A 22,149-nucleotide genomic window follows, 5' to 3' on the forward strand; every position below is an offset into this window, starting at 1 on the left:
CCGGTCAGTACAAATTCTCGCGCAGACCTCTGCCGCTGGCAACTCGGACATAGGTCACCTAAGGGCGGACGCGGGGCGTACTTCCCAGACGGTCCACAGCGGCCGGTAGCCCTGGCGCGGCCAGAAGACGCTGCTCAGCGGGTTCGGCGGGTTGTAGTAGAGGTACGTGCCGACCGTGCCCATGCGATGCAGCTCCTGGTGGGCGTAGGCGAGAAGCTGCTGGCCAACGCCCGTGCCGCGGGCGCCCGGCAGCACGGAGACGCAGTTCACATAGCCCCAGCGGCCGCGCGGGAGCCTCGCCGCCGCGGCGGTGCCCGGTTCGGAGGACACGATCGCGCACTCGGCCAGGGCGACCGCGATGCCGTCGCGTTCGGCGAGCCAGATCGGGCTGGCGTTCTTCAGACGTTCGACGAGGGCGCGGCGCTTCACGATCGCCGCGTTGGGACGCACGATCGTGGAGCCGACGTAGGAGGAGTACTCCAGTTCGGCGAGCGACAGCTCCAGGACCGTTTCGAGGTCGTGTGGGGTGGCCCGGCGGATCGTGAGCGTGCGCGAGACGTGCTGTGCGGGCGTGCGCAGCCGTACGGCGAGCACGGACAGCGGCACCAGGCCGTGGTCGAGGAACGCCCGCGCGGCCTGGGTGTCGCGGCTCGGCCAGTGCACGACGCACGCCGTGTCGTCGCCGATCTCCTGCGTGTCGAGGTGCCGGCGGAAGCGCGTGAGCAGCGCGTCAACGCCCTGGGCGGTGCCGACCAGCGGCAGCATCTCCCAGACCTCGGCCGCCGACCACAGCCGCGTGGTCGAGTGCGGCTCGAAGCTCTGGTGGCTGACGACCCCGGCCACGCGCGTGCCGTCCGCCAGCGCCGCCGTGATGACGTGGCCGTCGGACGGCAGGTCGGTGGCGGGCGGGAGCAACGGGTCCAGTGCGGCGAACCGGGCTGACTGGGCCGCCACCAGTCCGCGTGCCGAGGTCATGGCACGTGAGATTACGACGTCAGGCGCGTGCGGAAGATCGCGGTGCCGGGGAAGAGCCTGCCGCGCAGCGGGCTCCACTGGCCCCAGTTGCGGGTGTGCCCCTTCGGCCACTCCGGCTCGACGAGGTCCTCGACCACGAAACCGGTGTTCGTGAGCGCGCGGACGTAGTCACCGAGCGTGCGGTGGTGTTCCACGTACGTGGCCTTGCCGTCGTCGTCCACCTCTACATAGGGCGTGCGGTCGAAGTACGACTGCGTGACGGTGAGTCCCAGCGGGCCGGGGTCGTCCGGGAAGATCCACCTCATCGGGTGGTTCACCGAGAACACCCAGGGCGCGCCGGGCCTGAGCACGCGGGCCAGCTCGCCGAAGACGTCCTGGACGTCCGCGACGAACGGCACGGCGCCGAACGCGCTGCACGCGGCGTCGAAGGAGTCGGTGCGGAACGGCAACTGGTCGGCGCTGGCCTGCACGAGCGGGACGTCGATGCCGGTCTCCGTGTTGTACGCGCGCGCGTGGCGCAGCATGCCCTCGGAGATGTCGAACGCCGTGACGTCCGCCTTGTTGTCCTTGAGCCAACGTGCGCACGGCGCACTGCCGCAGCCCACTTCGAGGATGCGCTGACCTGCGACTTCGCCCAGGTACCTGACATCTTCTTCTTTGACGCCCTCCGGGCACCACACGAAGTCGGCCGCGCCGAGGAAGTCACCGTGGGTCTGGTGGTAGTCGTCGGCGTCCGCGTCCCACCAGATCCGGTTCGCCACGCGCGACTCCGCGGCGTCCGCCCCGCGCTTGACGATCCCGGCGGTGCCGAGCGCTCGTTCCGCGCTCGCGTGCTGGTTGGACACACTGCTCCTTCACATGGGGGCTGGTTTGCTTGCGCGTCTCGCGGCCGCGTACGATATCGCGTGCGTAGTGGGTTAGTGCTGCCCATGATCCAAGACCGCCGGATTCCAGGTCGCTGCGACGCTGCGCGCGCACCACTACCAAGCCATCAATGCCAATCCGTACCGGAGCCACCTACCTAATGTCCACCGACACCACCACCGCCCCCGTTGCCGCTGCGCCCAAGCAGGTCGCGATCAACGACATCGGGACGGAGGAGGACTTCCTCGCAGCTATCGACAAGACGATCAAGTACTTCAACGACGGCGACATCGTTGAGGGCACGATCGTCAAGGTCGACCGGGACGAGGTCCTGCTCGACATCGGCTACAAGACCGAGGGCGTCATCCCCTCGCGCGAACTGTCGATCAAGCACGACGTCGACCCCAACGAGGTTGTCTCCGTCGGTGACGAGGTCGAGGCACTTGTTCTCCAGAAGGAGGACAAGGAAGGCCGCCTGATCCTCTCCAAGAAGCGCGCCCAGTACGAGCGCGCGTGGGGCACCATCGAGGCCCTCAAGGAGAAGGACGAGCCGGTCAAGGGCACCGTCATCGAGGTCGTCAAGGGTGGCCTCATCCTCGACATCGGCCTGCGCGGCTTCCTCCCCGCCTCCCTCGTCGAGATGCGTCGCGTCCGCGACCTGCAGCCGTACGTCGGCCGCGAGCTCGAGGCCAAGATCATCGAGCTGGACAAGAACCGCAACAACGTGGTCCTGTCCCGCCGCGCGTGGCTCGAGCAGACCCAGTCCGAGGTCCGCAGCGAGTTCCTCAACCAGCTGCAGAAGGGCCAGGTCCGCAAGGGCGTCGTGTCCTCGATCGTCAACTTCGGTGCCTTCGTGGACCTGGGTGGCGTCGACGGTCTCGTCCACGTCTCGGAGCTGTCCTGGAAGCACATCGACCACCCGTCCGAGGTCGTCGAGGTCGGCCAGGAAGTCACCGTCGAGGTCCTCGACGTCGACATGGAGCGCGAGCGCGTCTCCCTGTCGCTGAAGGCCACGCAGGAAGACCCGTGGCGCCAGTTCGCCCGCACCCACGCGATCGGCCAGATCGTGCCGGGCAAGGTCACGAAGCTGGTTCCGTTCGGTGCGTTCGTCCGCGTGGACGAGGGCATCGAGGGCCTGGTCCACATCTCCGAGCTGGCCGAGCGCCACGTCGAGATCCCGGAGCAGGTCGTGCAGGTCGGCGACGACGTCATGGTCAAGGTCATCGACATCGACCTGGACCGCCGCCGCATCTCGCTGTCGCTCAAGCAGGCCAACGAGGGCTTCACGGTCGACACCGAGTTCGACCCGACCCAGTACGGCATGGCCGCCGAGTACGACGACCAGGGCAACTACATCTACCCCGAGGGCTTCGACCCGGAGACCCAGGAGTGGCAGGACGGCTTCGACAAGCAGCGTGAGGAGTGGGAGCGCCAGTACGCCGAGGCGCACACTCGTTACGAGGCCCACATGAAGCAGATCCGCAAGGCCGCCGAGGCCGAGGAAGAGGCTTCGGCCGAGGGTGCGGGCAACTACACCTCCGGTGGCGACGCCCCGTCCACGTCCGTCGGCGCGCCGGCCCAGTCCGGTGGCACGCTGGCCTCCGACGAGCAGCTCGCGGCTCTCCGCGAGAAGCTGTCGGGCGGCATGTGAGTCGCTAGCTAGACCGCTTCGCGAAGGCCCCCGCACCCCGGTGCGGGGGCCTTCCGCGTTCGAGCACCGCGCCGTCACCTCACCTTCGGGTGCTCTTCGGCAGTGCCCCCAGGTCCACCCCTTCACTCTGTGGTGGAGGGCCAACCTCGTTGTGTAGGTTGACAAACCTATGCGTGGGAACAAGTTCTTCGTGGCACTGGGCGCGGTGGCGCTGACCTTCAGCGCGGCCTGCTCCACCGCTGTGCCGCAGACCCAGGCGCCGCCGCCGCAGATTCCGAAGATCACGCCTCCCACCACGCCCTCGCGGGTGCCGTTGATGGTGGATCGGGCGCTGCCGGACGACTGCGAGCTGATCGTGCCCGTCGACGTCATGAACGCGACGCTGGGGCAGGAGATCGAAGGCGAGCCGCGGATCATCATCGGCATCAAGGAACCCGGGATCGGCAAGACCGGCAAGGTCGACTGCTACTACGGCATTCCCGAGAAGAAGGGGCTGCCGGACGCCAAGATCGTCATCGGCCTGTCGACCTACGTCGACGACCTGACGGCCCGCACGCGCGTCGCGGAGAGCGTCGAGGCCGAGCGGGGCGAAGGAGCGAAGATCACCGAGGTCGACGTCGGCAAGCAGAAGGGGACGTTGATCGAGGCCAAGGACGAGCAGCTGCTGATCGGGTCGCTCGGCAAGTCGACGTTCGTCGTGCGCAACCGCAACAACTTCGTCCCCAAGGAGAAGCTCGTCGCGGTGCTGCCGGTGCTGGCGCAGCAGGCCATGACGCCGCCGGTCTGACGGCGAGGACGCGTCCACAGCGGACACCGGTGACCGCCCCGGCTAACCTGATCGGCATGCTGAGGGTGGGGTTGACCGGGGGAATCGGGTCCGGCAAGTCGACGGTCGCACGGCTGCTCGCCGCGAACGGCGCCGTCGTCATCGACGCGGACAAGCTCGCGCGGGAGGTGCTGGAGCCGGGCAGCGAGGGGCTCGCGGAGGTCGTCGAGGCGTTCGGCGAGGACGTGCTGAACACCGACGGCACGCTCGACCGGGCGGCGCTGGCGGCCAAGGCGTTCGCGACGGAGGAGGCCCGGCAGACGCTCAACGGGATCACGCATCCCCGCATCGGCGCGCTCACCGGGCAGCGGATGGCCGAGGCACCCGCGGACGCCGTCGTCGTGCACGACATCCCGTTGCTCGTGGAACGCGACATCGCGGCCGTGTACCACCTGGTGATCGTCGTCTACGCGGACGAGGAGACCCGGCTGGAACGGCTGGTCGGCAGCCGCGGCATGGACCGGCAGGACGCCGGGAACCGCATCGCCGCGCAGGCCACCGACGAGCAGCGCAGGGCCGTCGCCGACGTGTGGCTGGACAACAGCGGCGAGGTCCCGGACGTCACGAACCTGTGGGACCGCCTGGTGGGCTTCGAGAAGAACGTGCGCACGCAGACGTACGCGTCGGGTTCGCCGATCGTGGTGCCCTACGACGAACGCTGGCCCGCGCAGGCCCGGCGCATCGCCCGCCGGATCGGTCTCGCCGCCGGCGGACGGCACGTGGAGCACATCGGGTCCACGTCCGTGCCGGGGCTCGCCGCCAAGGACGTGCTCGACTTCCAGCTCGCCGTCGAGGACATGGAGACGGCCGACGGGCTCAGGGAAGCGTTGGCGCAGGCCGGTTTCCCGTACGTGGGGCCGCTCGAGGACACCCCGCGCGGTGAGGGCGACTGGAGCAAGCGCGTGCACGCGAGCGCGGACCCGGGACGGCGGGTGAACCTGCACCTGCGCGTCCAGGACGGGCCCGGCTGGCGGTGGGCCGTCGACTTCCGCGACTGGCTGCGTGCGGACGCGCAGGCCCGCGAGGAGTACGCCGCGCTCAAGCTGGAGCTGTCCCAGCGGTTTGCGGCCGACTCCACCGGGTTCGCGTACGGCGACGCGAAGGAACCGTGGATGGAGCAGGCCACCAAGAGGGTCCTGGCCTACAGGGGCGGCCAGGAGTCGTAGATGCCGTGCCACGTCAGCCACGACGTCAGGTTGTGGTTGACGTTGCTCAGCTCTTCGAGGGTGCGGTGGACCGTGCGCAGGGCCTGGTCGGCGTCGCCGGGGCGCAGCACGCGGCCCGCGACGGCGGCGGCGAAGTCCTCGCTGCGGACGATGCGGGCCACCGTGCCGCCGGGGACGGCGAGACCCAGCAGCAGGTCCGTCGTCTGCCAGTGGCGGTGGTCGCGTTCGACGCGCACGGCGGACAGCACGCTCGGGGTGCTGCGGGCGTGCCGCGAACGCGGGCGGTAAGTGGTCAGCCGCAGGCCCAGTTCGGGCATCAGCCAGGTGACCTCGGAGTCCGAGAACGGGTCCTCCGGGGTGGGATGCTCGATGCGCAGACCCCACCGTTCGACGTTGCACGAACTGAGCGTTCGCGAGCCACCGGACGAATAAGCGCGCACGCCCGAAATGGTGTCGACGACATCGACCAACTGAGGTGTAGTGACCGCTCCCACGCCGCCGAGCGTAGTCAAATAAGTGCTCGCAGTTACACGCCGGGTCGATTCGTTACGTCACGGTCAGATGACGACCACACTCTGTGTATCAACGCCAGGCGGTAGGACAACCCGAAGAGGTGAGCCACCTGACCACATCGTGACCGTGCGCTGAAATACCGGACACCGCCGAGTAGGTGGTCTCCAACGCCCATTGCGCGCGTTGCGGCGACACCAGGTCGTGCTGAACAGCGGAGATCAACTCGTCCGTGTCCAGAACGGTCACGCTGCGGCCCGTCCTGACTATCAGGTCGAGGTACAGATCGGTTGTTTTCCAGACACTCCCGATCGCGTTGATCTCCACGACGTCGACGTAGAAGTCGAAGTCGAGCTGGTGGCCTGGGTGCCAGGACTGCCGCGTCACGCGCAGGTTCAGCTTGGGCAGGAACCAGCTCTCGAAGTGGCTGATCTTGGGGTGGCCGGCGAGGGGCCGGAACATGTAGAGGCCCGTCGGCGTGAGCCGGAACTCGTCGACGCTCCTCAGCTGCCCCTTGGGGTCGGTGTTGCTCTTGGCGTCCAGGTCGAAGTACTCGATCTTCGGCGGATGGATGTGTGCCACGTCAGCGATACTGCCATCGCGGAGCGCCGCGGCCACTTAGGATGCCGCGCATGTTCGGGATCATCCGCCCCTGTCGCAACAGGATGGGCGCTGAGCTGCGGTCCGCGTGGCTGTCTCACCTCTGTGGAATGTGCCTGTCGTTGCGCGACGAGCACGGCCACCTCTCGCGTCTCGTCACCAACTACGACGGGCTGATGATCTCCGCGGCGGTGGAGGCGCAGTCCGTCGTGTCGCGACGGACTGCGGGGCCGTGTGCGTTGCGGGGTATGAAGTCCGCGGACGTGGCCATCGGGGACGGGGCGCGGCTGGCGGCGTCGGTGTCGCTGGTGCTGGCGTCGCTGAAGATCCAGGACCACGTGGACGACGGCGACGGGCTCGCCGGGCGCGTGGGCTGGGCCGGGCGTGCGGTCGCGCAGCGGTGGGCGAACAAGGGGTTGCGCACGGCGTCCGACCTCGGGTTCGACGCGTCGGTGATGGTGGACGCGGTGCGGCGGCAGCCCCTCGTGGAGGAGGCGGCGGGGCTCGGCAGTTCCGTGCTCGCCGTGACCGAGCCGACGGAGAGTGCGACGGGGTTCGCCTTCGCGCAGACCGCGGTGATCGCCGGCCGGCCGCAGAACGCCGAGCCGTTGCGCGAGGTCGGGCGGTTGTTCGGGCGCGTGGCGCACCTGATCGACGCGACCGAGGACCTGATGGAGGACTGCGCGTCAGGTGCGTGGAACCCGTTGGTGGCCACCGGAACGCCGGTCTCCGAGGCCCACCGGTTGTGCCTGGACGCCCTCACGGGGATCAAACTCGCCCTCGACGAGGTCGAGTTCGCCGACGGGCGGCTCGTGCACAAGCTGATGGTGCACGAGCTGGAGGAGTCGGTGATCCGGGTCTTCGGCAAGCGCCGGGACCCCTCCAAGCGCACCTGGTCGGATCCGGGCAGCGGGCTGTGGGCGTACCCGGCGCTGAACTGGCAGCCGCAGCCGCGCGGGTGCTTCGAAGGCTGCGGGGCGTTCCTCTACATGTGCGGGACCTGCCAGTTCTGCTGCCGCGACCCGTTCCCGGGGCCGTGCAGCGACAAGCGGCGGGAGAACCACTGCGACTGCGACTGCAGCGGGTGCGACTGCGACTGCTGCTGTTGCCCCTGCGACTGAGGGCTTCCGGGGGCTCTGACCTGCCTCAATCGGAAATTGTCAGACCCCCGGCGTAACGTGCTTCCCGTGGCTTTCGCAACCGAGCTCCCGCCAGAGGAAAGCACCGTCAAGGCGCACTCCGAGCACCGTCCCGTCGGCGACATCGTCCGCACCGACGGGCAGTTCCGCGTGGTCAGCGAGTACCAGCCCGCGGGTGACCAGCCCGCGGCCATCGCCGACCTCGAACGGCGGGTGCGCGCCGGCGAGCGCGACGTCGTGCTGCTCGGCGCCACCGGTACCGGCAAGTCGGCGACGACGGCGTGGCTGGTCGAGAAGCTGCAACGCCCCACGCTGGTGATGGCGCCGAACAAGACGCTGGCGGCGCAGCTGGCGAACGAGCTGAAGGAGCTCTTCCCGCAGAACGCGGTGGAGTACTTCGTCAGCTACTACGACTACTACCAGCCAGAGGCGTACATCCCGCAGACGGACACGTACATCGAGAAGGACTCCTCGATCAACGAGGACGTCGAGCGGCTGCGCCACTCCGCCACGATGTCGCTGCTGACCCGGCGCGACGTCATCGTGGTCGCCTCGGTGTCGTGCATCTACGGCCTGGGCACGCCCCAGTCGTACCTCGACCGCTCGATCCCGCTGGAGACGGGTGTGGAGGTCGACCGGGACGCGTTCCTGCGCCTGCTGGTCGACGTGCAGTACACCCGCAACGACATGTCGTTCACCCGAGGCTCGTTCCGCGTGCGCGGCGACACGGTGGAGATCATCCCGTCGTACGAGGAGCTGGCCGTCCGCGTCGAGTTCTTCGGCGACGAGATCGACAAGCTCTACTACCTGCACCCGCTCACCGGTGACGTGGTGAAGGAGGTCGAGGACCTCCGCATCTTCCCGGCCACGCACTACGTGGCGGGCCCGGAGCGCATGGAGCGCGCCATCCGCGACATCGAGGCCGAGCTGGAGACGACGCTCGCCCAGATGGAACGCCAGGGCAAGCTGCTGGAGGCCCAGCGCCTGCGCATGCGCACCCAGTACGACCTGGAGATGATGAAGCAGGTCGGCTTCTGCAACGGCATCGAGAACTACTCGCGCCACATCGACGGCCGCGGCGCCGGCACCGCCCCCGCCACCCTGCTCGACTACTTCCCCGACGACTTCCTGATGGTCATCGACGAGTCGCACGTGACCGTCCCGCAGATCGGCGGCATGTACGAGGGCGACGCGTCCCGCAAGCGCAACCTCGTCGAGCACGGCTTCCGCCTCCCGTCGGCGCTCGACAACCGCCCGCTGACGTGGGAGGAGTTCGCCGACCGGATCGGCCAGGTCGTCTACCTCTCCGCCACCCCGGGCCCGTACGAGATGGGCCAGGCGGGCGGCGAGTTCGTCGAGCAGGTCATCCGCCCCACGGGCCTGATCGACCCCGAGGTGGTCGTGAAGCCGACCGAGGGCCAGATCGACGACCTGGTGCACTCCATCCGCGAGCGCGCCGAGCGGGACGAACGGGTCCTGGTCACCACCCTGACCAAGAAGATGGCCGAGGACCTCACCGACTACCTGCTCGAACTGGGCATCCGGGTCCGCTACCTCCACTCCGAGGTCGACACGCTCCGCCGGGTCGAGCTGCTCCGCCAGCTCCGCCTGGGCGAGTTCGACGTCCTGATCGGCATCAACCTCCTCCGCGAGGGCCTCGACCTCCCCGAGGTCTCCCTGGTGGCGATCCTCGACGCCGACAAGGAAGGCTTCCTCCGCTCCGGCACCTCCCTGGTCCAGACGATCGGCCGTGCGGCCCGCAACGTCTCCGGCGAGGTCCACATGTACGCCGACAAGATCACCGACTCGATGCGGCACGCCATCGACGAGACCAACCGCCGCCGCGCCAAGCAACAGGCCTACAACGCCGAACGGGGCATCGACCCGCAGCCGCTGCGCAAGAAGATCACCGACATCCTCGAAGCCGTCTACTCCGAGGCGGAGGACGAGGTCCCGGTGGGCGGCTCCGGCCGCAACGCCTCCCGCGGCAAGCGAGCCACCGGCGAGGGCGGCCGCTCGTCCGGCGTCGTGGCCTCGCACGAGCGGGCAGGCATGGCGCGGTCGGAACTGGCCGACCTGGTGCAGTCCCTGACCGACCAGATGATGAACGCGGCCCGAGACCTCCAGTTCGAGCTGGCGGCCAGGCTGAGGGACGAGATCCAGGACCTGAAGAAGGAACTGCGAGGCATGGACGCGGCCGGCGTCAAGTAACACCCGGGCCGCCGCTTTCCTTGGAACGCAACAACTTCAACGGGTGTGGCCCAACCATCGCCGCTTCGTGACGATGGAGATCGGGGCCTGACTTCGCACCGGAAGCCAGGCCCTGATCTCTTCGCGCACGCGGCCAAGTCACGCAGGCACGCCGCCACGCCTCACGCGGACACCCTCGCCCGATCTGCCCCTGCCGCTCTCGCCTCGACCTCGCAGCTCCTGCCTCCTCGCCCGCCCTCGCTCCGGCTTGCCCTGCCAGCTCTCGCCTCTGCCGCCGCCGCCCCGTCCTGCCCTTACGCCACTCCCGTTCTCACCCCGTCCCCAATACCCCTGCCCTAACCCCGCTCCGCAACGTGATCTTGTGCGTCCACTGTGGAGGCATCCGCACGGCTCGACCTGAAGCCTTCATCCCGCACCCGCAGAACGTCCGCCACTGCCCTCGGGTGCGGTGGGTTAGATCGGTGAACGCGGTGCGTAACCTTGGCGCCGCATAACGATTTGCGCCGCCGCCGTAAATCGCCCTCTGGGGTGAGATGTGCGCGGACTGCTTTCGTCAGGGCTCATTGCGGCCATGATCTCGGGGTGGATGTGGATTCCCACCTCGCTGCGGTGGAGCAGGCGTTGATCGCCGTGCGGCGCAGTCAGTCTCGTCGGGCCCTGGCGGAGTTGGCTGTTCCGGCGTTCGACGTGCTCGATGTCGTCGAGGCCGCTGAACGGGCCGGCGCGCAGGCGACCGTTTCCAGTGTGGCGCTGGCGTTGCACGTCGATCAGCCGCGGGCCAGCAAGCTCGTCACCAGTGCCGTCGAGGCCGGGTTGGTGTCGCGGGTGGCGGACAAGGCGGACGGGCGGCGGGTGTTGCTCGTGCGGACGGCGCGGGGGCGTGCCACGTCCGCTGAGCTGCACCGGGCTCGGCAGAGTGCCTGTGCGGTGGCGATGGCGGACTGGAGCGAGGAGGAGCGGGTGGAGTTCGCTCGGTTGTTCACTCGCTTCGTGGCCGTGTTCGGTGGGCGATAATCGTTGCTGTGACACTGGATGAGTTGATCGTCTACTGCGCGGCCAAGCCTGGCGCCGAGGAGACGTATCCGTGGGGCGAGGCCGAGTTGGTGTGCAAGGTCGGCGGGAAGGCGTTCGCCTTCATCGGGCTCGACGTGCACACGGTCGGGCTCAAGTGCGGCGCTGACGCCGAGGCCGCCGCCGTGTGGCGGGAGCGCTTCCCCGAGGACGTGACCATCAGCGGGTACGTCGGGCGGTACGGGTGGAACACCGTGGCGCTCAAAGGGGCTGTGCCGGACGACGACCTGTTGGAGCTCGTGGACGGCTCGTACGAGGCCGTCGTCGCGCGGCTGCCGAAGAGCAAACGGCCCTAGCTGTCTTCTGGCTGGAGGATGCCGAAGATGTTCTGCTCGGTGTCCTTGTAGTACGCGAGCACGCCCACGCCCGGCATCTTGTCCTTGGGCAGGGCCACTGTGCCGCCGTTGACCTCGATCGCGGCGATGGTGGCGTCGATGTCCACGACGCTGATCGTCATGACGTAGCCGTGGACGGGTGCGTCCGGCGCCGGGTCCGGGCCGCGCCGGGGGAGCAGGCCGCCGTTGACGCCCGCCTGTTCCTCGTCGCCGGTGACGACGGTCCAGTAGGGGATGTCGCCCCACTGTTCGATCTTCCAGCCGAAGACCGAGGTGTAGAAGTTCCGCGCCCGCTCGGGATCTGCGGCGTGGATCTCGAAGTGCACTGGACGTGACATGAGCGGCAGGCTACTCCGGACAGTGGTTGTCCGCATTGGGTCTTACCGTGCTGTCATGGCAATCGGAATCCAGGTCACGATGGACGCGGCGGACCCCGGGAAGCTCGCTGCTTTCTGGGCGGAGGCACTCGGTTACGTGGTGCAGCCGCCGCCTCCCGGGTTCGACTCGTGGGAGGACTTCGCCGTCAAGAACAACATCCCGTTCGAGTCGGTCAACGACTATTCGGCGATCATCGACCCCGAGGGCGGCGGCCCGCGGTTCTTCTTCCAGCGCGTGCCCGAGGGCAAGACCGCGAAAAACCGCCTCCACCTCGACGTGAACGCCGGGCTGGAGGCGGTTGACCGGCTCGTCGGCCTCGGGGCCACCAAGGTCCAGGAGTTCAACGACGCCAAGGGACATTGGGTGGTGATGCTCGACCCCGAGGGCAACGAGTTCTGCGTCCAGTGATGCCTAGCTGGTGATGTCCTTCGTCTTGAACTGGCGCGCGGCGAGCAGCGTGAAGACGCCGCCGTAGACGAGCGCGGAGAACGTGCCGCGGGTCATCTCCGACCAGTCGATGTCGGTCGAGAGCAGGTCCGCCCACGCCATCGCGTAGTGCGTCGGCAGGTAGTTGCGCAGGTCCCCGAGCGGCTCGATCTGGTCGAGGATCTGCGACACGATCGAGACGAGCACCGTGCCGCCGACCGCGCCGAGAGGTGCGTCGGTGGACACGGACAGGAACATCGCGAGGCCCGCGACCCAGAACAGGTTGATCGAGATGTAGACGACCGCGAACGCCATGGCGAGCACGCCGTCGCCGAACGGGGCCGCCTCGCCGGTCGGGCTCACCACCTCGCCCGTGCCGTACCAGACCACGCCGACGGCCAGGGCGACCGCGGGCAGCAGGGCCAGGGCGAAGACGCTCAGGATGCCGCTGCTGATCGCCTTCTGGCGCAGCAGGCGGTGCCTCGGGATCGGTGCGGCGAGCAGGTACTTGAGGCTCGACCACGACGCTTCGGACGCGATCGTGTCGCCGAAGAACAGCGCCACGATCATCGGCAGCAGGAAGCTGCTGCTCACGAACAGCGTGAGCACCACGAAGTTGATGCCGCTGGCGGTCGCGAGGTCCACGAACCCGCCGGAGCGGCGGTTCGGGTCGGACGACCCGATCTCGAAGCTGATCACGAGGATGAACGGCAGCAGCACCAGGAAGCCCAGCACGAGCTGGGTGCGGCGGCGGCGGATCTGGCGCTGCAGCTCCACGAAGATGCGCAGCGTGCGGCGCGCCTTGTAGCCGGCGGCGGAACCGTCCGGGGCCACCTCGGTGTGCTGCTTGGCGGCGGCGTCGGTGAGGTCGGTGAGCGCGCCTGGGTCGGTGTGGACGCCGTTGTCGTTCACGTCGTCACCTCCTTCGGGGCCGGAGCCTTCGTGCGGTTCGGGTTGGCTGTGAGGACCGTTCGCACCAGCGGCATGTCCTCGGCGGGCCCGAAGTTGTCGGTGTCGCCTGGGATAATTGAGTCAAGGGGTCCCCCTTCGCCGGCCAGCAACGTGCGCTCGCTCGACGAGGGGACCTCTGCCTCGGCGTGGGTCTCGGCGGTGGCGGAGGCCGCCGCCATCAGGAAGTCATTCACCGACCAGCTCCAAGAACGCGTCTTCCAGCCTGCGTCGCGGGCCCGCCTGGTCCACCGCGATCCCCGCCGCCACCAGGGCGGTGAGTGCCGCGGCGCGCGGGACGCCGTTCATCGACGCGTGCACGGCACCCTCGTCCTCGTGCACGTCGTGCACGCCTTCGAGGCCCCGCAGGACATCCGCCGCCTTCGAAGGGGAGTCGACGCGGAACGTCGCCTCGCCGCCTCCCGCCGCGATGTCGGACACCTCGCCCGCGGCGACGAGCTGGCCCTTGTGCATCACGACCACGTGCGAACAGGTCTGCTCCACCTCGGCCAGCAGGTGCGACGACACCACGACCGTGCGGCCCGCCGCGGCGTAGCGGCGCAGCACCTCGCGCATCTGGTGGATCTGGGGCGGGTCGAGACCGTTGGCAGGCTCGTCCAGGATCAGCAGGTCCGGCAACCCCAGCATCGCCTGCGCGATCGCGAGCCGCTGCCGCATGCCCTGGCTGTACGTGCGCACGCGCCGGTGCACCGCCTTGCCCAGGCCCGCGATCTCCAGCGCCTCGTCGAAGTGCGCCTCCTCCACCGGACGGCCCGTCGCCGCCCAGTACAGGCGCAGGTTCGCGGCACCCGAGAGGTGCGGCAGGAAGCCCGACCCCTCGACGAACGAACCGATGCGCGACAGCACCGGCGCACCAGGCGTCACCTTGTGGCCGAAGACCCGGATGTGGCCCTCGGACGGGTGGATCAGACCCATCACCATGCGCAGCGTCGTGGTCTTGCCGGCGCCGTTCGGGCCGAGCAGACCGAGCACCATGCCGTGCTCGACGCGGAACGACAGGTCCGTCACGGCCTTCACGCCGCCGGGATAGGCCTTCGTGAGGTTCGAGATGACCAGCGGCACGTCCGCGAGGTCCGGGTCCGAGTCCTGCGCCATGCGGCGGCGGAACATCGCGATGATGCCCGCGCCGATCAGCACCAGCAGCGCGACCACGATGCCCCACAAGGCTTCCATCGGGAAGCCCTCGGACACGTTGCGGCCCGGCACCACCGGCACCGAGATCTCGTCGGACGCCAGCGAGATGCGGTACGCGGCGGGCTGCTCGGCGTTCGCGAACGCCTGGTCCGTCGTCGAGACGACCAGCGCCAGCTTGTGCTCGGCCTCCACCGGGCGCACGGCACCCGGCAGAGTCACGGTCACCTCGGCCGCCGAGCCGTCCGGCGGCAGCGCCACCCGGAACGGCGCCACGATCGAACCCGGCAACGTGCGGGTGCCGTCCGCGGAGACGTCGTAGAGCTTCGCGTACAGGATCGCCTCGCCGGTGTTCTGGTCACCGCGCGCGACCTTCAGCCGCACCGTCGACGAACCCGTCAGCAGCACCTGCGAGGTCAGCTCCTCGGACGTGAACACCGCCGCCTGGCCCGGCATGTCGAGCGACAGCCGCGACGAGATCGCCGACGACCGCGACAACGCCGAACCGAGGCCCGGCAGGTTGCTGATCGACGCCGGGTTGCCGCCCGCCGGGTTCACCGCGACCTGCTCGCGCCCGGTGAGCTTCAACGTCTTGCGCTCGGTCGGGGAGCCGCCGGTGAGACCGGGATACGCCGGCGCGACGACCGTGCGCAGCGACGGCTGGCCGGACGAGCGGAACGCGCCCTGCACCGTGTACTCGAAGCCCGTGCCCGGGTCGGTTCCCTTGCCGCGCAGGTGGAAGTCCATCCAGTCGGCGATTTCGCCGCGCAGCGCGGTACCGGGGTTGCCGCCGTCGTGGCCGCCCGCGTACCAGACCATCTTCACCGGGCCGCCGGCCGCGGAGATCTGCCGCGCGGTCGCGTCGGACTGGTCGAGGCCGAACAGGGTGTCCTGCTCGCCCTGCACCAGCATCGTCGGCTGCTTGATCTGGTCCGTCACCGCGACGGGCGACGACTTGCGCAGCAGGTCGAGCGTCTGCTGCGACGCACGGCCGGTCGTGGCGACCTCGGTGTACGCGGCGCACACCTCGGGGGTGAAGCGGCCGCACGCGCCGTTCGACGGCGTCGGCGGCTGCTGGCCCTGGCCACCGGAGTTGCCGCCGGGCTGCTGCTGCGGTGCCTGCACGGAGTTCTGGTTCGACTCCCGCTGTCCCTGCTCCGGCGCGTCCCCCGTCGGCGACGACAGGTCGATCGACGTCATGCCCGCCGAGAAGAAGATGCCCGCCCACGACCGCTTGAAGACGCCGTCCTCACCGAACGCCGTGGCGGACGGGGTCGCGTCGTCCCGCGGTGTCGCGAGCGCGGAGTTGGGCAGCAGCGACTGCGCGAGGTCGTTGTACGTGATGACCGGCACGAGTGTGTCGACGCGCTTGTCGACGCCCGCGAGCAGCAGCGACAACGCACCGCCGTACGACGCGCCTGTCACGCCCACGCGCGGGTCGCCGCCGCTGTCCTTCTGGACCTCGTCACGTGTGCCGAGGAAGTCGAGGAGCTTCTGGGCGTCGCGGACCTCGCGGTCGATCGAGTTCAGCGCGATCTGGCCCGTGCTGCGGCCGAAACCGCGCGCGGACCACGTCAGCACGACGAAGCCGCGCCGGGCGAACTCCTCGGCCTGCGTGTGCACGCTGCGCAGACTGCCGCCGAAGCCGTGCGCGAGCATGATCGCGGGCGCGGGCGTCTGCTGGGGGAGGTAGAGGCGTGTCTCGATCGTCACCGTCTGAGCGCTGTCAGGGCTCTCAGGTGCGTCGATGTTCGCTTCTTTGAAGGAAACGGCTACGGGGTCGTCTCCGGATCGAGTGAAGTACACGCCGCCTGCGACGACGGCGAGTACCACGATCAATGCGGGGATCGTCCACCTGCCGCGAAGGCGGGAGAGGCGGGACACGTCGATGACGATATGCGAGTTTTGCTGAGAACCGCCTGTCGGGATGGCGTGCCGGTCTCAGGTTGAGTGGATCTTCAGCGCGGCTTCAGGTACGCGCACGGACGTCTCGGGCGTTATTCCCGTTGCGCCTGGTTGCGTGGGTCTGCTCACCCTGAGTGGCGCTAAGCGCCGTTCATGGAGCATCATATTCACGCAGCATGGAGGGGAGTACTCCCTAAGCGGCGGTGTCGTCAGTACGGATCTCAGTGTCGAGGTCCCGGTGCCGTCGGTCGTTCGAGAGATCATCTCGGCGGCGGAGGAGACCTCCGGGTGAATTTGGCGTGCGCTGAGAATCCCGGAGGTATGAGTTGTGAACGTCCCCGCATGGTTGTGGCTCGCGACGATCGGTGGTCTGCTCGTCCTGCTCGCTGTGGATCTCGTGATCGTCGATCGAAAGCCCCATGAGGTGACGATCGGTGAAGCCGCCCGCTGGGTGGTCTTCTACGTGGCGGTGGCCGCCCTCTTCGGTCTCGGCATCTGGTACTTCTCCGGTGGTCAGTACGCGACGGAGTTCTTCGCGGGGTACATCACCGAGTACTCGCTGAGCGTCGACAACCTGTTCATCTTCTTGATCATCATGACGACGTTCAAGGTGCCCGCGATCCACCAGCACAAGGTGCTGCTGGTCGGCATCGTGCTCGCGCTCATCATGCGCGGCATCTTCATCGCGGCCGGCGCGGCGCTCATCAGCCAGTTCAGCTGGGTCTTCTTCATCTTCGGCGCGTTCCTCATCTACACCGGCTGGCAGCTGGCGCGGGAGAACCACGACGAGGAAGAGGAGTACAAGGAGAACCTGATGCTCCGCATGGTGCGCAAGGTCTTCCCGGTGACCGACGACTTCCACGACTCCAAGTCGTTCATCAAGATCGACGGCAAGCGCTTCGTGACCCCGATGTTCATCGTGATGGTCGCGATCGGCTCCACCGACCTGCTCTTCGCGCTCGACTCGATCCCCGCGATCTTCGGCCTCACCAAGGAGCCGTTCCTGGTGTTCACGGCCAACGCGTTCGCGCTGATGGGCCTGCGCCAGCTGTACTTCCTGCTCGGCGGCCTGCTCGCGAAGCTCGTCTACCTGTCGATCGGCCTGTCGGTCATCCTCGGCTTCATCGGCGTCAAGCTGATCCTGGAAGCCCTGCACACCAACAACCTGCCGTTCCTCAACGGCGGCGAGCCGTTCCACGTGCCGACCATCGGCATCGAGGTCTCGCTGTCGGTGATCATCGGCGTGCTGGCGATCACGACGATCGCCAGCCTGTGGAAGGTGAAGCGCCACCCCGAGGCCGCGAAGCACGTCGGGGCGGACGCCGGCCACTAGTGGCGCGCCCCAGAACGTCGGCGAGGTGATCCACGCCCAGCAGGGCACCTCGCGGCACCGCCCCCACGCCCCCGTACAACCAGTACGAGGACGTGGGGGCGGTGCCGCGATGCACCCGTCTGACCGCGAATTCCCCCGGCAACGTTCTGGGGCGCGCCACTAACCGATCGCGACGCCGTTCTGGTAGACGGCGCGGACGGCCTGCCTGAGCGTTCCGGCCTTCACGTGCTGCTCGGCGTCGCCCTCCACGAGCACGAGATCGGCGAGCTTGCCACCGGCGAGCTCGCCGAGGTCGTTTCCGAGGCGCATCAGGTCGGCGGCGGACTGGGTGCTCGCGTAGAGCGCCTCCGCCGGGGTCATGCCGTACTCGACCATGAGCGTGAGCTCGGTGAGGTTGTCGCCGTGCGGGCCGACGCCGGAGTCGGTGCCCATCGCGATCTTCACCCCGGCCTGGTGCGCCTTCTGGAACGCCTGGAAGTGCTGCGCCACCACGGCTTTCGCCTTCTCCATGATGACGTCGGAGATCGCCACGCCCGCCTTGGCCTGGTCGATCACCATGCGCGGCGCCATCAGCGTCGGCACGAGCCACGTGCCGTTCTTGATCATCTCCTCGACGCCCTCGTCGGTGAGGAAGACGCCGTGCTCGATGGACCGCACGCCGTTGCGCACGGCCGTGAGGATGCCGTCGCCGCTCATGGCGTGCGACATGACCGCGATGCCGGCGGCGTTGGCCTCCTGCACGATCATCGCGATCTCCTCGTCGCGGAAGTGCGCGTGCCGGGGGTTGCTGCGCGGGGACATCACGCCGCCGCTGGACGCGATCTTGATGATGTCGGCGCCGTGCCGGACCAGCGTGCGGATGACCTTGCGCAGCTCCTCCGGGCCGTCGGCGACGGTGTCCGGCAGGCCGGGGTGCAGCGGCGGTGAGATGTGGGCGCCGCACTGCATCCAGTCGTCGTTGTGGCCGCCGGTCTGCGACACCATGTTGACCGCGATCTGCATGCGCGGCCCCTGGACCAGCCCGCGCCGCACCGCCTCGGCGACACCGAGGTCGGCGCCGAGCGCGTCGCGCACGGTCGTGATGCCGCACTGCAGCGTCGCCTTCATGTTGCCGATCGCCTCGTAGAACGGCAGCGAGAACGGCGTGTTCAGCGACCGCACCAGGTCGGCGCCGCTGAACATGAAGTGCACGTGGCAGTCGAACAGTCCCGGCAGGATCGAGTGACCGGTCGCGTCGACCTTGGTGTCGCCGTCGAGACCGATGCCGACGTCGACGATGCGGTCGCCTTCGACGACGACGTCGCCGGGCTCGAACGCCCGGCCGGTGAAGACCCTGCCCCCAGAGAACACGATGCGCGTCATACGCGGGAATCTATGCGGCGAGTCAATTTTTGTGATCGGTCAACAAACAACTCTGAGCTTTGCTAACAAGTTCTGTTAGCGTCCACGCCGTGCGCCCTGACGACCTGCAGCTGCTCACCACGCCCGGCACCGTCGCCGTGTCCGGAGACTTGGTGCTGGTCAGCATCACCACGCCCGACCTCGAGAAGAACACTTACCGGGGCGGTCTGCACCGGGTGTTCCCCGACGGAAAGACGACACCGTGGACGCACGGTGATCGTGACAACGCACAGCGCATTTCTCCGGACGGCCGACTCGTCGCGTTCCTGCGCGTCAGCGGAAAGTCGAAGCCGCAGATCTACGTCGTCCCCGTGGACGGCGGCGAACCGCGGCAGCTCACCGACCTGCCGCTCGGCGCCGGCGCCCCGGTGTGGTCGCCGGACTCGTCCCGGCTGGTGTTCGTCGCCCGCGTGCCCGAGGAAGGCCGCTACGGCACCACCGACGACGGCCCCGAGGCCGAGGCGCCGCGCCGCATCACGCGCCTCGACTACCGCGTCGACGACGTCGGCTTCCTGGGCGACCGCCGCCCGCGCCTGCACGTCGTGACGCTCGACGGCGACGTCTCGGTCGTGACCGACGGCTCGTACGACGTCTCCGACCCGGCCTGGCTCGACGCGTCGACGCTGGTGTTCGTGGCGCCGCGCGACCTCGGCGTCGTGGAGACGCTGCACTCCGACCTGTACTCGATCGCCGTCGCCGACGGTGCGCCGTCGCTGCTGGTGCGCGGCGCCGGCGAGGTCGCGATGCCGTTCGTCGCGGACGGCTCGTTGTTCTGGCTGGGCACGGAGTTCACCGGCATCGACGGCGTGGCCCGCAACCTCGGCCTGTGGAAGTCTGGCTTGGACGGTTCCGCGGCCCAGCGGCTGACCGACGTCGAAACCGTTGACGTGGAACGTCTTTCCGGCCCGCCCGTCGCCGACGCGTCCGGCGTTCTGCTGGTCGTGCGCAACCGCGGCGCCCTCGAACTGCGCCGCATCCCGTTCTCCGGCGGCGCGGGAGAGGTGCTCGCCGGCGAGAACGCGGTGATCCGCTCGTTCGCCTCCGACGGGTCCACTGTGGTCGCCGTGGTGTCCACTCCGGACAACGTCGGGCAGGTCGAGTTCGTCGGAACCGGTGTGCGCACGGCGTTCCCGTCCGTCGCCGCGCGCGAGGTCGTGGAGCTCACCGGCGCCGCCTCCGACGGCTACCCCGTCCACGGCTGGCTGGTCCTGCCCGAGGGCGAGGGCCCGCACCCGGTCGTGATGGCGGTGCACGGCGGCCCGTTCATGTACCACAGCTGGGGCTTCTTCGACGAGGCCCAGGTCTACGCCACCGCGGGCTACGCCGTGGTCCTCCCGAACCCGCGCGGCTCGGCGAGCTACGGCCAGGCCCACGGCCAGGCCGTCGTCGGCAAGTTCGGCACCGTCGACGTGGACGACGTCCTGTCCCTTTTGGACGTCGCGCTGGAGCGTTCCGACCTGGACGCCGACCGAGTGGGCATCATGGGCGGCTCCTACGGCGGCTTCATGACCTCCTGGCTCTCCGCCCACCACGGCGAGCGCTTCAAGGCGGCCTGGTCCGAACGCGCGGTCAACGCCTGGGACTCGTTCGGCGGCTCGTCCGACATCGGCTACTTCTTCGCCGACGCCTACTGCGGCCCCGACCCGGAAGCCCAGCGCGCGATGTCACCACTGACCTACGCCGAGAAGATCAACCTCCCGTTCGCCGTCGTCCACTCCGAGCAGGACTGGCGCTGCCCGCTGGAACAGGCGCAGCGGATGTTCGTGGCGCTGAAGCGGCGCGGCGTCGAGACGGAGATGCTGATCTTCCCGGGCGAGGGGCACGAGCTGACCCGCTCGGGGCAGCCGCGGCACCGCAAGCAGCGCTTCGACGCGGTGCTGGAGTGGTGGGGCCGCCACCTCAAGGCCTGACCCCGCTCGTCCTCCTGGGCTGACCGACGACCGGGTCAGCCCAGGAGCGTGTAGTTCAGCTCCTCGCACACCCGCGCCAACGGCAGGTCGAGCCCGGGATGGTCCAGCGGCAGCAGCACGTCCGGCGCCGCCGGCAGCCCGGAAGCCCCAGGCGGATCCCACAGGCAGATCGCAGGGTCACCGGAGTCCATCGACGACCGGTACCAAAGCCCGTCCAACTCCGGATAGGCCGCTCGGATCGCCCGCGACCATGCCTGCGTCACCAGCTTCGGCCCGGTCGAGATCTCCTGCGACGCACCGACCCGCGTAGGCCACAGCCCACCCAGGTCCAGCAGTCGAAGAGTGCGCCGGGGCCGCAGCACCACCAGAAAAGGCGAGCGGGTCCGGCGGTCCACGATCGAGGTGGCCTGGAAGACCTCGGCGATCGACGTGCGGACCGAGAGGCCGAAGTACAGGACGCCGTTCTCGTGGTCCTGGACCGGGGAGCCGTCCGGGGCCGGTTGTTGTGCGTCGAAGCGGGCGTGGGGGAGCGGGCCCGTGTAGCGGAACGTGTTCCAGCGCTGGGGGTGGGAGCCCTTGGCGGTGAAGACGCGGACCAGGCGGGTTGCGCGGTGGACTGCTACTACGTCCTCGGTGCGGCGCAGGTGTGCCTGGAGCACGGCAGGGGCAGGCGGCTGCGGAAGCCGTGACATTCGGGTCCTGTCGGGTGTTCGGGAACGCTCAGGCAGGTGTGCCGAGCGCGGAGGCCAGGGTGGCTACCCGCCCTGGGTCGCCGCCGGCCAGGAGCCAGTCGCGCGGGGTGGCGGGCTTGCCGTCCACGGGCAGGTCCTCCTGGGTGGTGGTCATGAAGGCGGCGACGACGAGGGCCGGCTGGTCCGCCGGTACCTCGGTCAGGACGGTCTCGAGGCCCGGGAGGACGCCGGTGCCCGCGAACTGCCACGCGGGCAGGCGCCAGCTGCCCCTGTCCTTCCAGCCGACCAGTCTGCCCACGCCCAGGCGGTGGCGGATGCGGCTGGTGTCGACCTGGAGCTGGCGCGCCGCCTCGTTCACGGTCAGCGCCGAGTCGCGCAGGACGGCGTGGGCGACGACGGTGCGGGTGCGCGGGCGGGCGTCCGCCGGGCCTGCCGGGGAGAGGTCGAGGCCCACGTCCTCCAGGGCCGCCTGCTGGTCCGGCGTGAAGTACGTGGCCGGTTCCGGGTGCGGCGGGGCGAGCCTGCGTGCCGCGTCGGTCACGAGGGCCAGGAACTCGTCTGGACTCACCTGCAGGCCGGCCTTGGCCAGCACCGTCTCCAGGGCAGGACTCATGCGCACAGAATATCCCGTGCGTGCGCATTTGTGCGCCCTACGA

At 69.0% G+C, this 22,149-nt stretch carries 21 protein-coding genes; 10 read left to right on the forward strand and 11 right to left on the reverse strand.

The window, feature by feature from the left end:
- Nucleotides 1-54: 54 nt before the first annotated feature.
- Nucleotides 55-975, reverse strand: coding sequence for an N-acetyltransferase family protein (locus tag ACQEU1_RS36815; protein WP_433212560.1), 921 nt, complete (start codon nt 973-975; stop codon nt 55-57).
- Between the two features lie 11 nt (nt 976-986).
- Complete coding sequence (locus ACQEU1_RS36820) at nt 987-1,820, reverse strand: class I SAM-dependent methyltransferase (protein ID WP_433212563.1); 834 nt, start codon at nt 1,818-1,820, stop codon at nt 987-989.
- A gap of 179 nt (nt 1,821-1,999) precedes the next feature.
- On the opposite strand from ACQEU1_RS36820, the gene rpsA reads away from it, so the two are divergent.
- The 3 genes from rpsA (at nt 2,000) to coaE (ending at nt 5,482) form a co-directional block, all read left to right on the forward strand.
- Complete coding sequence (gene rpsA / locus ACQEU1_RS36825) at nt 2,000-3,490, forward strand: 30S ribosomal protein S1 (protein WP_285639404.1); 1,491 nt, start codon at nt 2,000-2,002, stop codon at nt 3,488-3,490.
- Between the two features lie 169 nt (nt 3,491-3,659).
- Nucleotides 3,660-4,277: a hypothetical protein gene (locus ACQEU1_RS36830; protein ID WP_433212566.1), complete on the forward strand. Its 618-nt coding sequence runs from the start codon at nt 3,660-3,662 to the stop codon at nt 4,275-4,277.
- Nucleotides 4,278-4,333: 56 nt separating this feature from the next.
- The gene (coaE, locus tag ACQEU1_RS36835) at nt 4,334-5,482 is read left to right on the forward strand and encodes a dephospho-CoA kinase (protein WP_433212569.1); all 1,149 of its coding nucleotides are present in this window, start codon (nt 4,334-4,336) and stop codon (nt 5,480-5,482) included.
- On the opposite strand, the gene ACQEU1_RS36840 is transcribed toward coaE, so the two are convergent.
- Together ACQEU1_RS36840 and ACQEU1_RS36845 are read right to left on the reverse strand one after the other, a co-directional pair.
- Nucleotides 5,458-5,922: a DUF402 domain-containing protein gene (locus ACQEU1_RS36840; protein WP_433212572.1), complete on the reverse strand. Its 465-nt coding sequence runs from the start codon at nt 5,920-5,922 to the stop codon at nt 5,458-5,460. The genes coaE and ACQEU1_RS36840 overlap by 25 nt on opposite strands.
- 142 nt (nt 5,923-6,064) lie before the next feature.
- Nucleotides 6,065-6,574: a DUF402 domain-containing protein gene (locus ACQEU1_RS36845; protein WP_433212575.1), complete on the reverse strand. Its 510-nt coding sequence runs from the start codon at nt 6,572-6,574 to the stop codon at nt 6,065-6,067.
- A 50-nt stretch (nt 6,575-6,624) separates the two neighbouring features.
- Between ACQEU1_RS36845 and ACQEU1_RS36850 the strand changes: the two genes are divergently transcribed.
- The 4 genes from ACQEU1_RS36850 (at nt 6,625) to ACQEU1_RS36865 (ending at nt 11,309) form a co-directional block, all read left to right on the forward strand.
- The gene (locus ACQEU1_RS36850) at nt 6,625-7,713 is read left to right on the forward strand and encodes a DUF5685 family protein (protein ID WP_433212578.1); all 1,089 of its coding nucleotides are present in this window, start codon (nt 6,625-6,627) and stop codon (nt 7,711-7,713) included.
- Between the two features lie 66 nt (nt 7,714-7,779).
- Entirely contained in the window at nt 7,780-9,942 is a 2,163-nt protein-coding gene (uvrB, locus tag ACQEU1_RS36855) for an excinuclease ABC subunit UvrB (protein ID WP_433212581.1), read from the forward strand.
- Nucleotides 9,943-10,524: 582 nt separating this feature from the next.
- The gene (locus tag ACQEU1_RS36860; RefSeq protein ID WP_433212584.1) at nt 10,525-10,956 is read left to right on the forward strand and encodes a MarR family winged helix-turn-helix transcriptional regulator; all 432 of its coding nucleotides are present in this window, start codon (nt 10,525-10,527) and stop codon (nt 10,954-10,956) included.
- 8 nt (nt 10,957-10,964) lie between these two features.
- Nucleotides 10,965-11,309, forward strand: a complete 345-nt coding sequence (locus ACQEU1_RS36865; protein WP_433212587.1) for an MmcQ/YjbR family DNA-binding protein — start codon at nt 10,965-10,967, stop codon at nt 11,307-11,309.
- Here the strand turns inward: ACQEU1_RS36865 and ACQEU1_RS36870 are convergent.
- On the reverse strand, nt 11,306-11,686 hold the full coding sequence (locus ACQEU1_RS36870) for a VOC family protein (RefSeq protein ID WP_433212590.1): 381 nt from the start codon (nt 11,684-11,686) through the stop codon (nt 11,306-11,308). The two genes, ACQEU1_RS36865 and ACQEU1_RS36870, sit on opposite strands and share 4 nt — an antisense overlap.
- 55 nt (nt 11,687-11,741) lie before the next feature.
- Here ACQEU1_RS36870 and ACQEU1_RS36875 point away from each other — a divergent pair, with 55 nt between their 5' ends.
- Entirely contained in the window at nt 11,742-12,134 is a 393-nt protein-coding gene (locus ACQEU1_RS36875) for a VOC family protein (protein WP_433212593.1), read from the forward strand.
- A gap of 3 nt (nt 12,135-12,137) precedes the next feature.
- Here ACQEU1_RS36875 and ACQEU1_RS36880 read toward each other — a convergent pair whose 3' ends face one another.
- The 3 genes from ACQEU1_RS36880 to ACQEU1_RS36890 are packed head-to-tail and all read right to left on the reverse strand — an operon-like array spanning nt 12,138 to nt 16,136.
- On the reverse strand, nt 12,138-13,064 hold the full coding sequence (locus ACQEU1_RS36880) for an ABC transporter permease (protein ID WP_433212596.1): 927 nt from the start codon (nt 13,062-13,064) through the stop codon (nt 12,138-12,140).
- Nucleotides 13,061-13,297 (reverse strand): hypothetical protein, encoded by a 237-nt coding sequence (locus ACQEU1_RS36885; RefSeq protein WP_433212599.1) that lies wholly within the window; start codon nt 13,295-13,297, stop codon nt 13,061-13,063. The genes ACQEU1_RS36880 and ACQEU1_RS36885 overlap by 4 nt, the downstream gene beginning before the upstream one ends.
- Complete coding sequence (locus ACQEU1_RS36890) at nt 13,290-16,136, reverse strand: alpha/beta fold hydrolase (protein WP_433212602.1); 2,847 nt, start codon at nt 16,134-16,136, stop codon at nt 13,290-13,292. The genes ACQEU1_RS36885 and ACQEU1_RS36890 overlap by 8 nt, the downstream gene beginning before the upstream one ends.
- 349 nt (nt 16,137-16,485) lie before the next feature.
- Here ACQEU1_RS36890 and ACQEU1_RS36895 point away from each other — a divergent pair, with 349 nt between their 5' ends.
- A complete protein-coding gene (locus ACQEU1_RS36895) occupies nt 16,486-17,490 on the forward strand; it encodes a TerC family protein (protein ID WP_433212605.1) in 1,005 nt (334 codons plus the stop codon).
- Between the two features lie 159 nt (nt 17,491-17,649).
- On the opposite strand, the gene ACQEU1_RS36900 is transcribed toward ACQEU1_RS36895, so the two are convergent.
- Nucleotides 17,650-18,852: an amidohydrolase family protein gene (locus tag ACQEU1_RS36900; RefSeq protein ID WP_433212608.1), complete on the reverse strand. Its 1,203-nt coding sequence runs from the start codon at nt 18,850-18,852 to the stop codon at nt 17,650-17,652.
- Nucleotides 18,853-18,941: 89 nt separating this feature from the next.
- On the opposite strand from ACQEU1_RS36900, the gene ACQEU1_RS36905 reads away from it, so the two are divergent.
- Entirely contained in the window at nt 18,942-20,801 is a 1,860-nt protein-coding gene (locus ACQEU1_RS36905; RefSeq protein ID WP_433212611.1) for an alpha/beta fold hydrolase, read from the forward strand.
- 35 nt (nt 20,802-20,836) lie between these two features.
- Here ACQEU1_RS36905 and ACQEU1_RS36910 read toward each other — a convergent pair whose 3' ends face one another.
- Together ACQEU1_RS36910 and ACQEU1_RS36915 are read right to left on the reverse strand one after the other, a co-directional pair.
- Nucleotides 20,837-21,493, reverse strand: coding sequence for an RES family NAD+ phosphorylase (locus ACQEU1_RS36910; RefSeq protein ID WP_285639243.1), 657 nt, complete (start codon nt 21,491-21,493; stop codon nt 20,837-20,839).
- A gap of 28 nt (nt 21,494-21,521) precedes the next feature.
- Nucleotides 21,522-22,106, reverse strand: coding sequence for a DNA-binding protein (locus ACQEU1_RS36915; protein ID WP_433212614.1), 585 nt, complete (start codon nt 22,104-22,106; stop codon nt 21,522-21,524).
- Between the last annotated feature and the right edge of the window lie 43 nt (nt 22,107-22,149).

The sequence above is a fragment of the Lentzea sp. CA-135723 genome, assembly GCF_050936595.1.
GTDB lineage: Bacteria > Actinomycetota > Actinomycetes > Mycobacteriales > Pseudonocardiaceae > Lentzea.

Coding starts and splice junctions, on each gene's coding strand:
- ACQEU1_RS36815 (WP_433212560.1), bottom strand. CDS start 975: ATGACCTCGGCACGCGGACTGGTGGCGGCCCAGTCAGCCCGGTTCGCC.
- rpsA (WP_285639404.1), top strand. CDS start 2,000: ATGTCCACCGACACCACCACCGCCCCCGTTGCCGCTGCGCCCAAGCAG.
- ACQEU1_RS36830 (WP_433212566.1), top strand. CDS start 3,660: ATGCGTGGGAACAAGTTCTTCGTGGCACTGGGCGCGGTGGCGCTGACC.
- coaE (WP_433212569.1), top strand. CDS start 4,334: ATGCTGAGGGTGGGGTTGACCGGGGGAATCGGGTCCGGCAAGTCGACG.
- ACQEU1_RS36850 (WP_433212578.1), top strand. CDS start 6,625: ATGTTCGGGATCATCCGCCCCTGTCGCAACAGGATGGGCGCTGAGCTG.
- ACQEU1_RS36870 (WP_433212590.1), bottom strand. CDS start 11,686: ATGTCACGTCCAGTGCACTTCGAGATCCACGCCGCAGATCCCGAGCGG.
- ACQEU1_RS36875 (WP_433212593.1), top strand. CDS start 11,742: ATGGCAATCGGAATCCAGGTCACGATGGACGCGGCGGACCCCGGGAAG.
- ACQEU1_RS36900 (WP_433212608.1), bottom strand. CDS start 18,852: ATGACGCGCATCGTGTTCTCTGGGGGCAGGGTCTTCACCGGCCGGGCG.
- ACQEU1_RS36910 (WP_285639243.1), bottom strand. CDS start 21,493: ATGTCACGGCTTCCGCAGCCGCCTGCCCCTGCCGTGCTCCAGGCACAC.
- ACQEU1_RS36915 (WP_433212614.1), bottom strand. CDS start 22,106: ATGAGTCCTGCCCTGGAGACGGTGCTGGCCAAGGCCGGCCTGCAGGTG.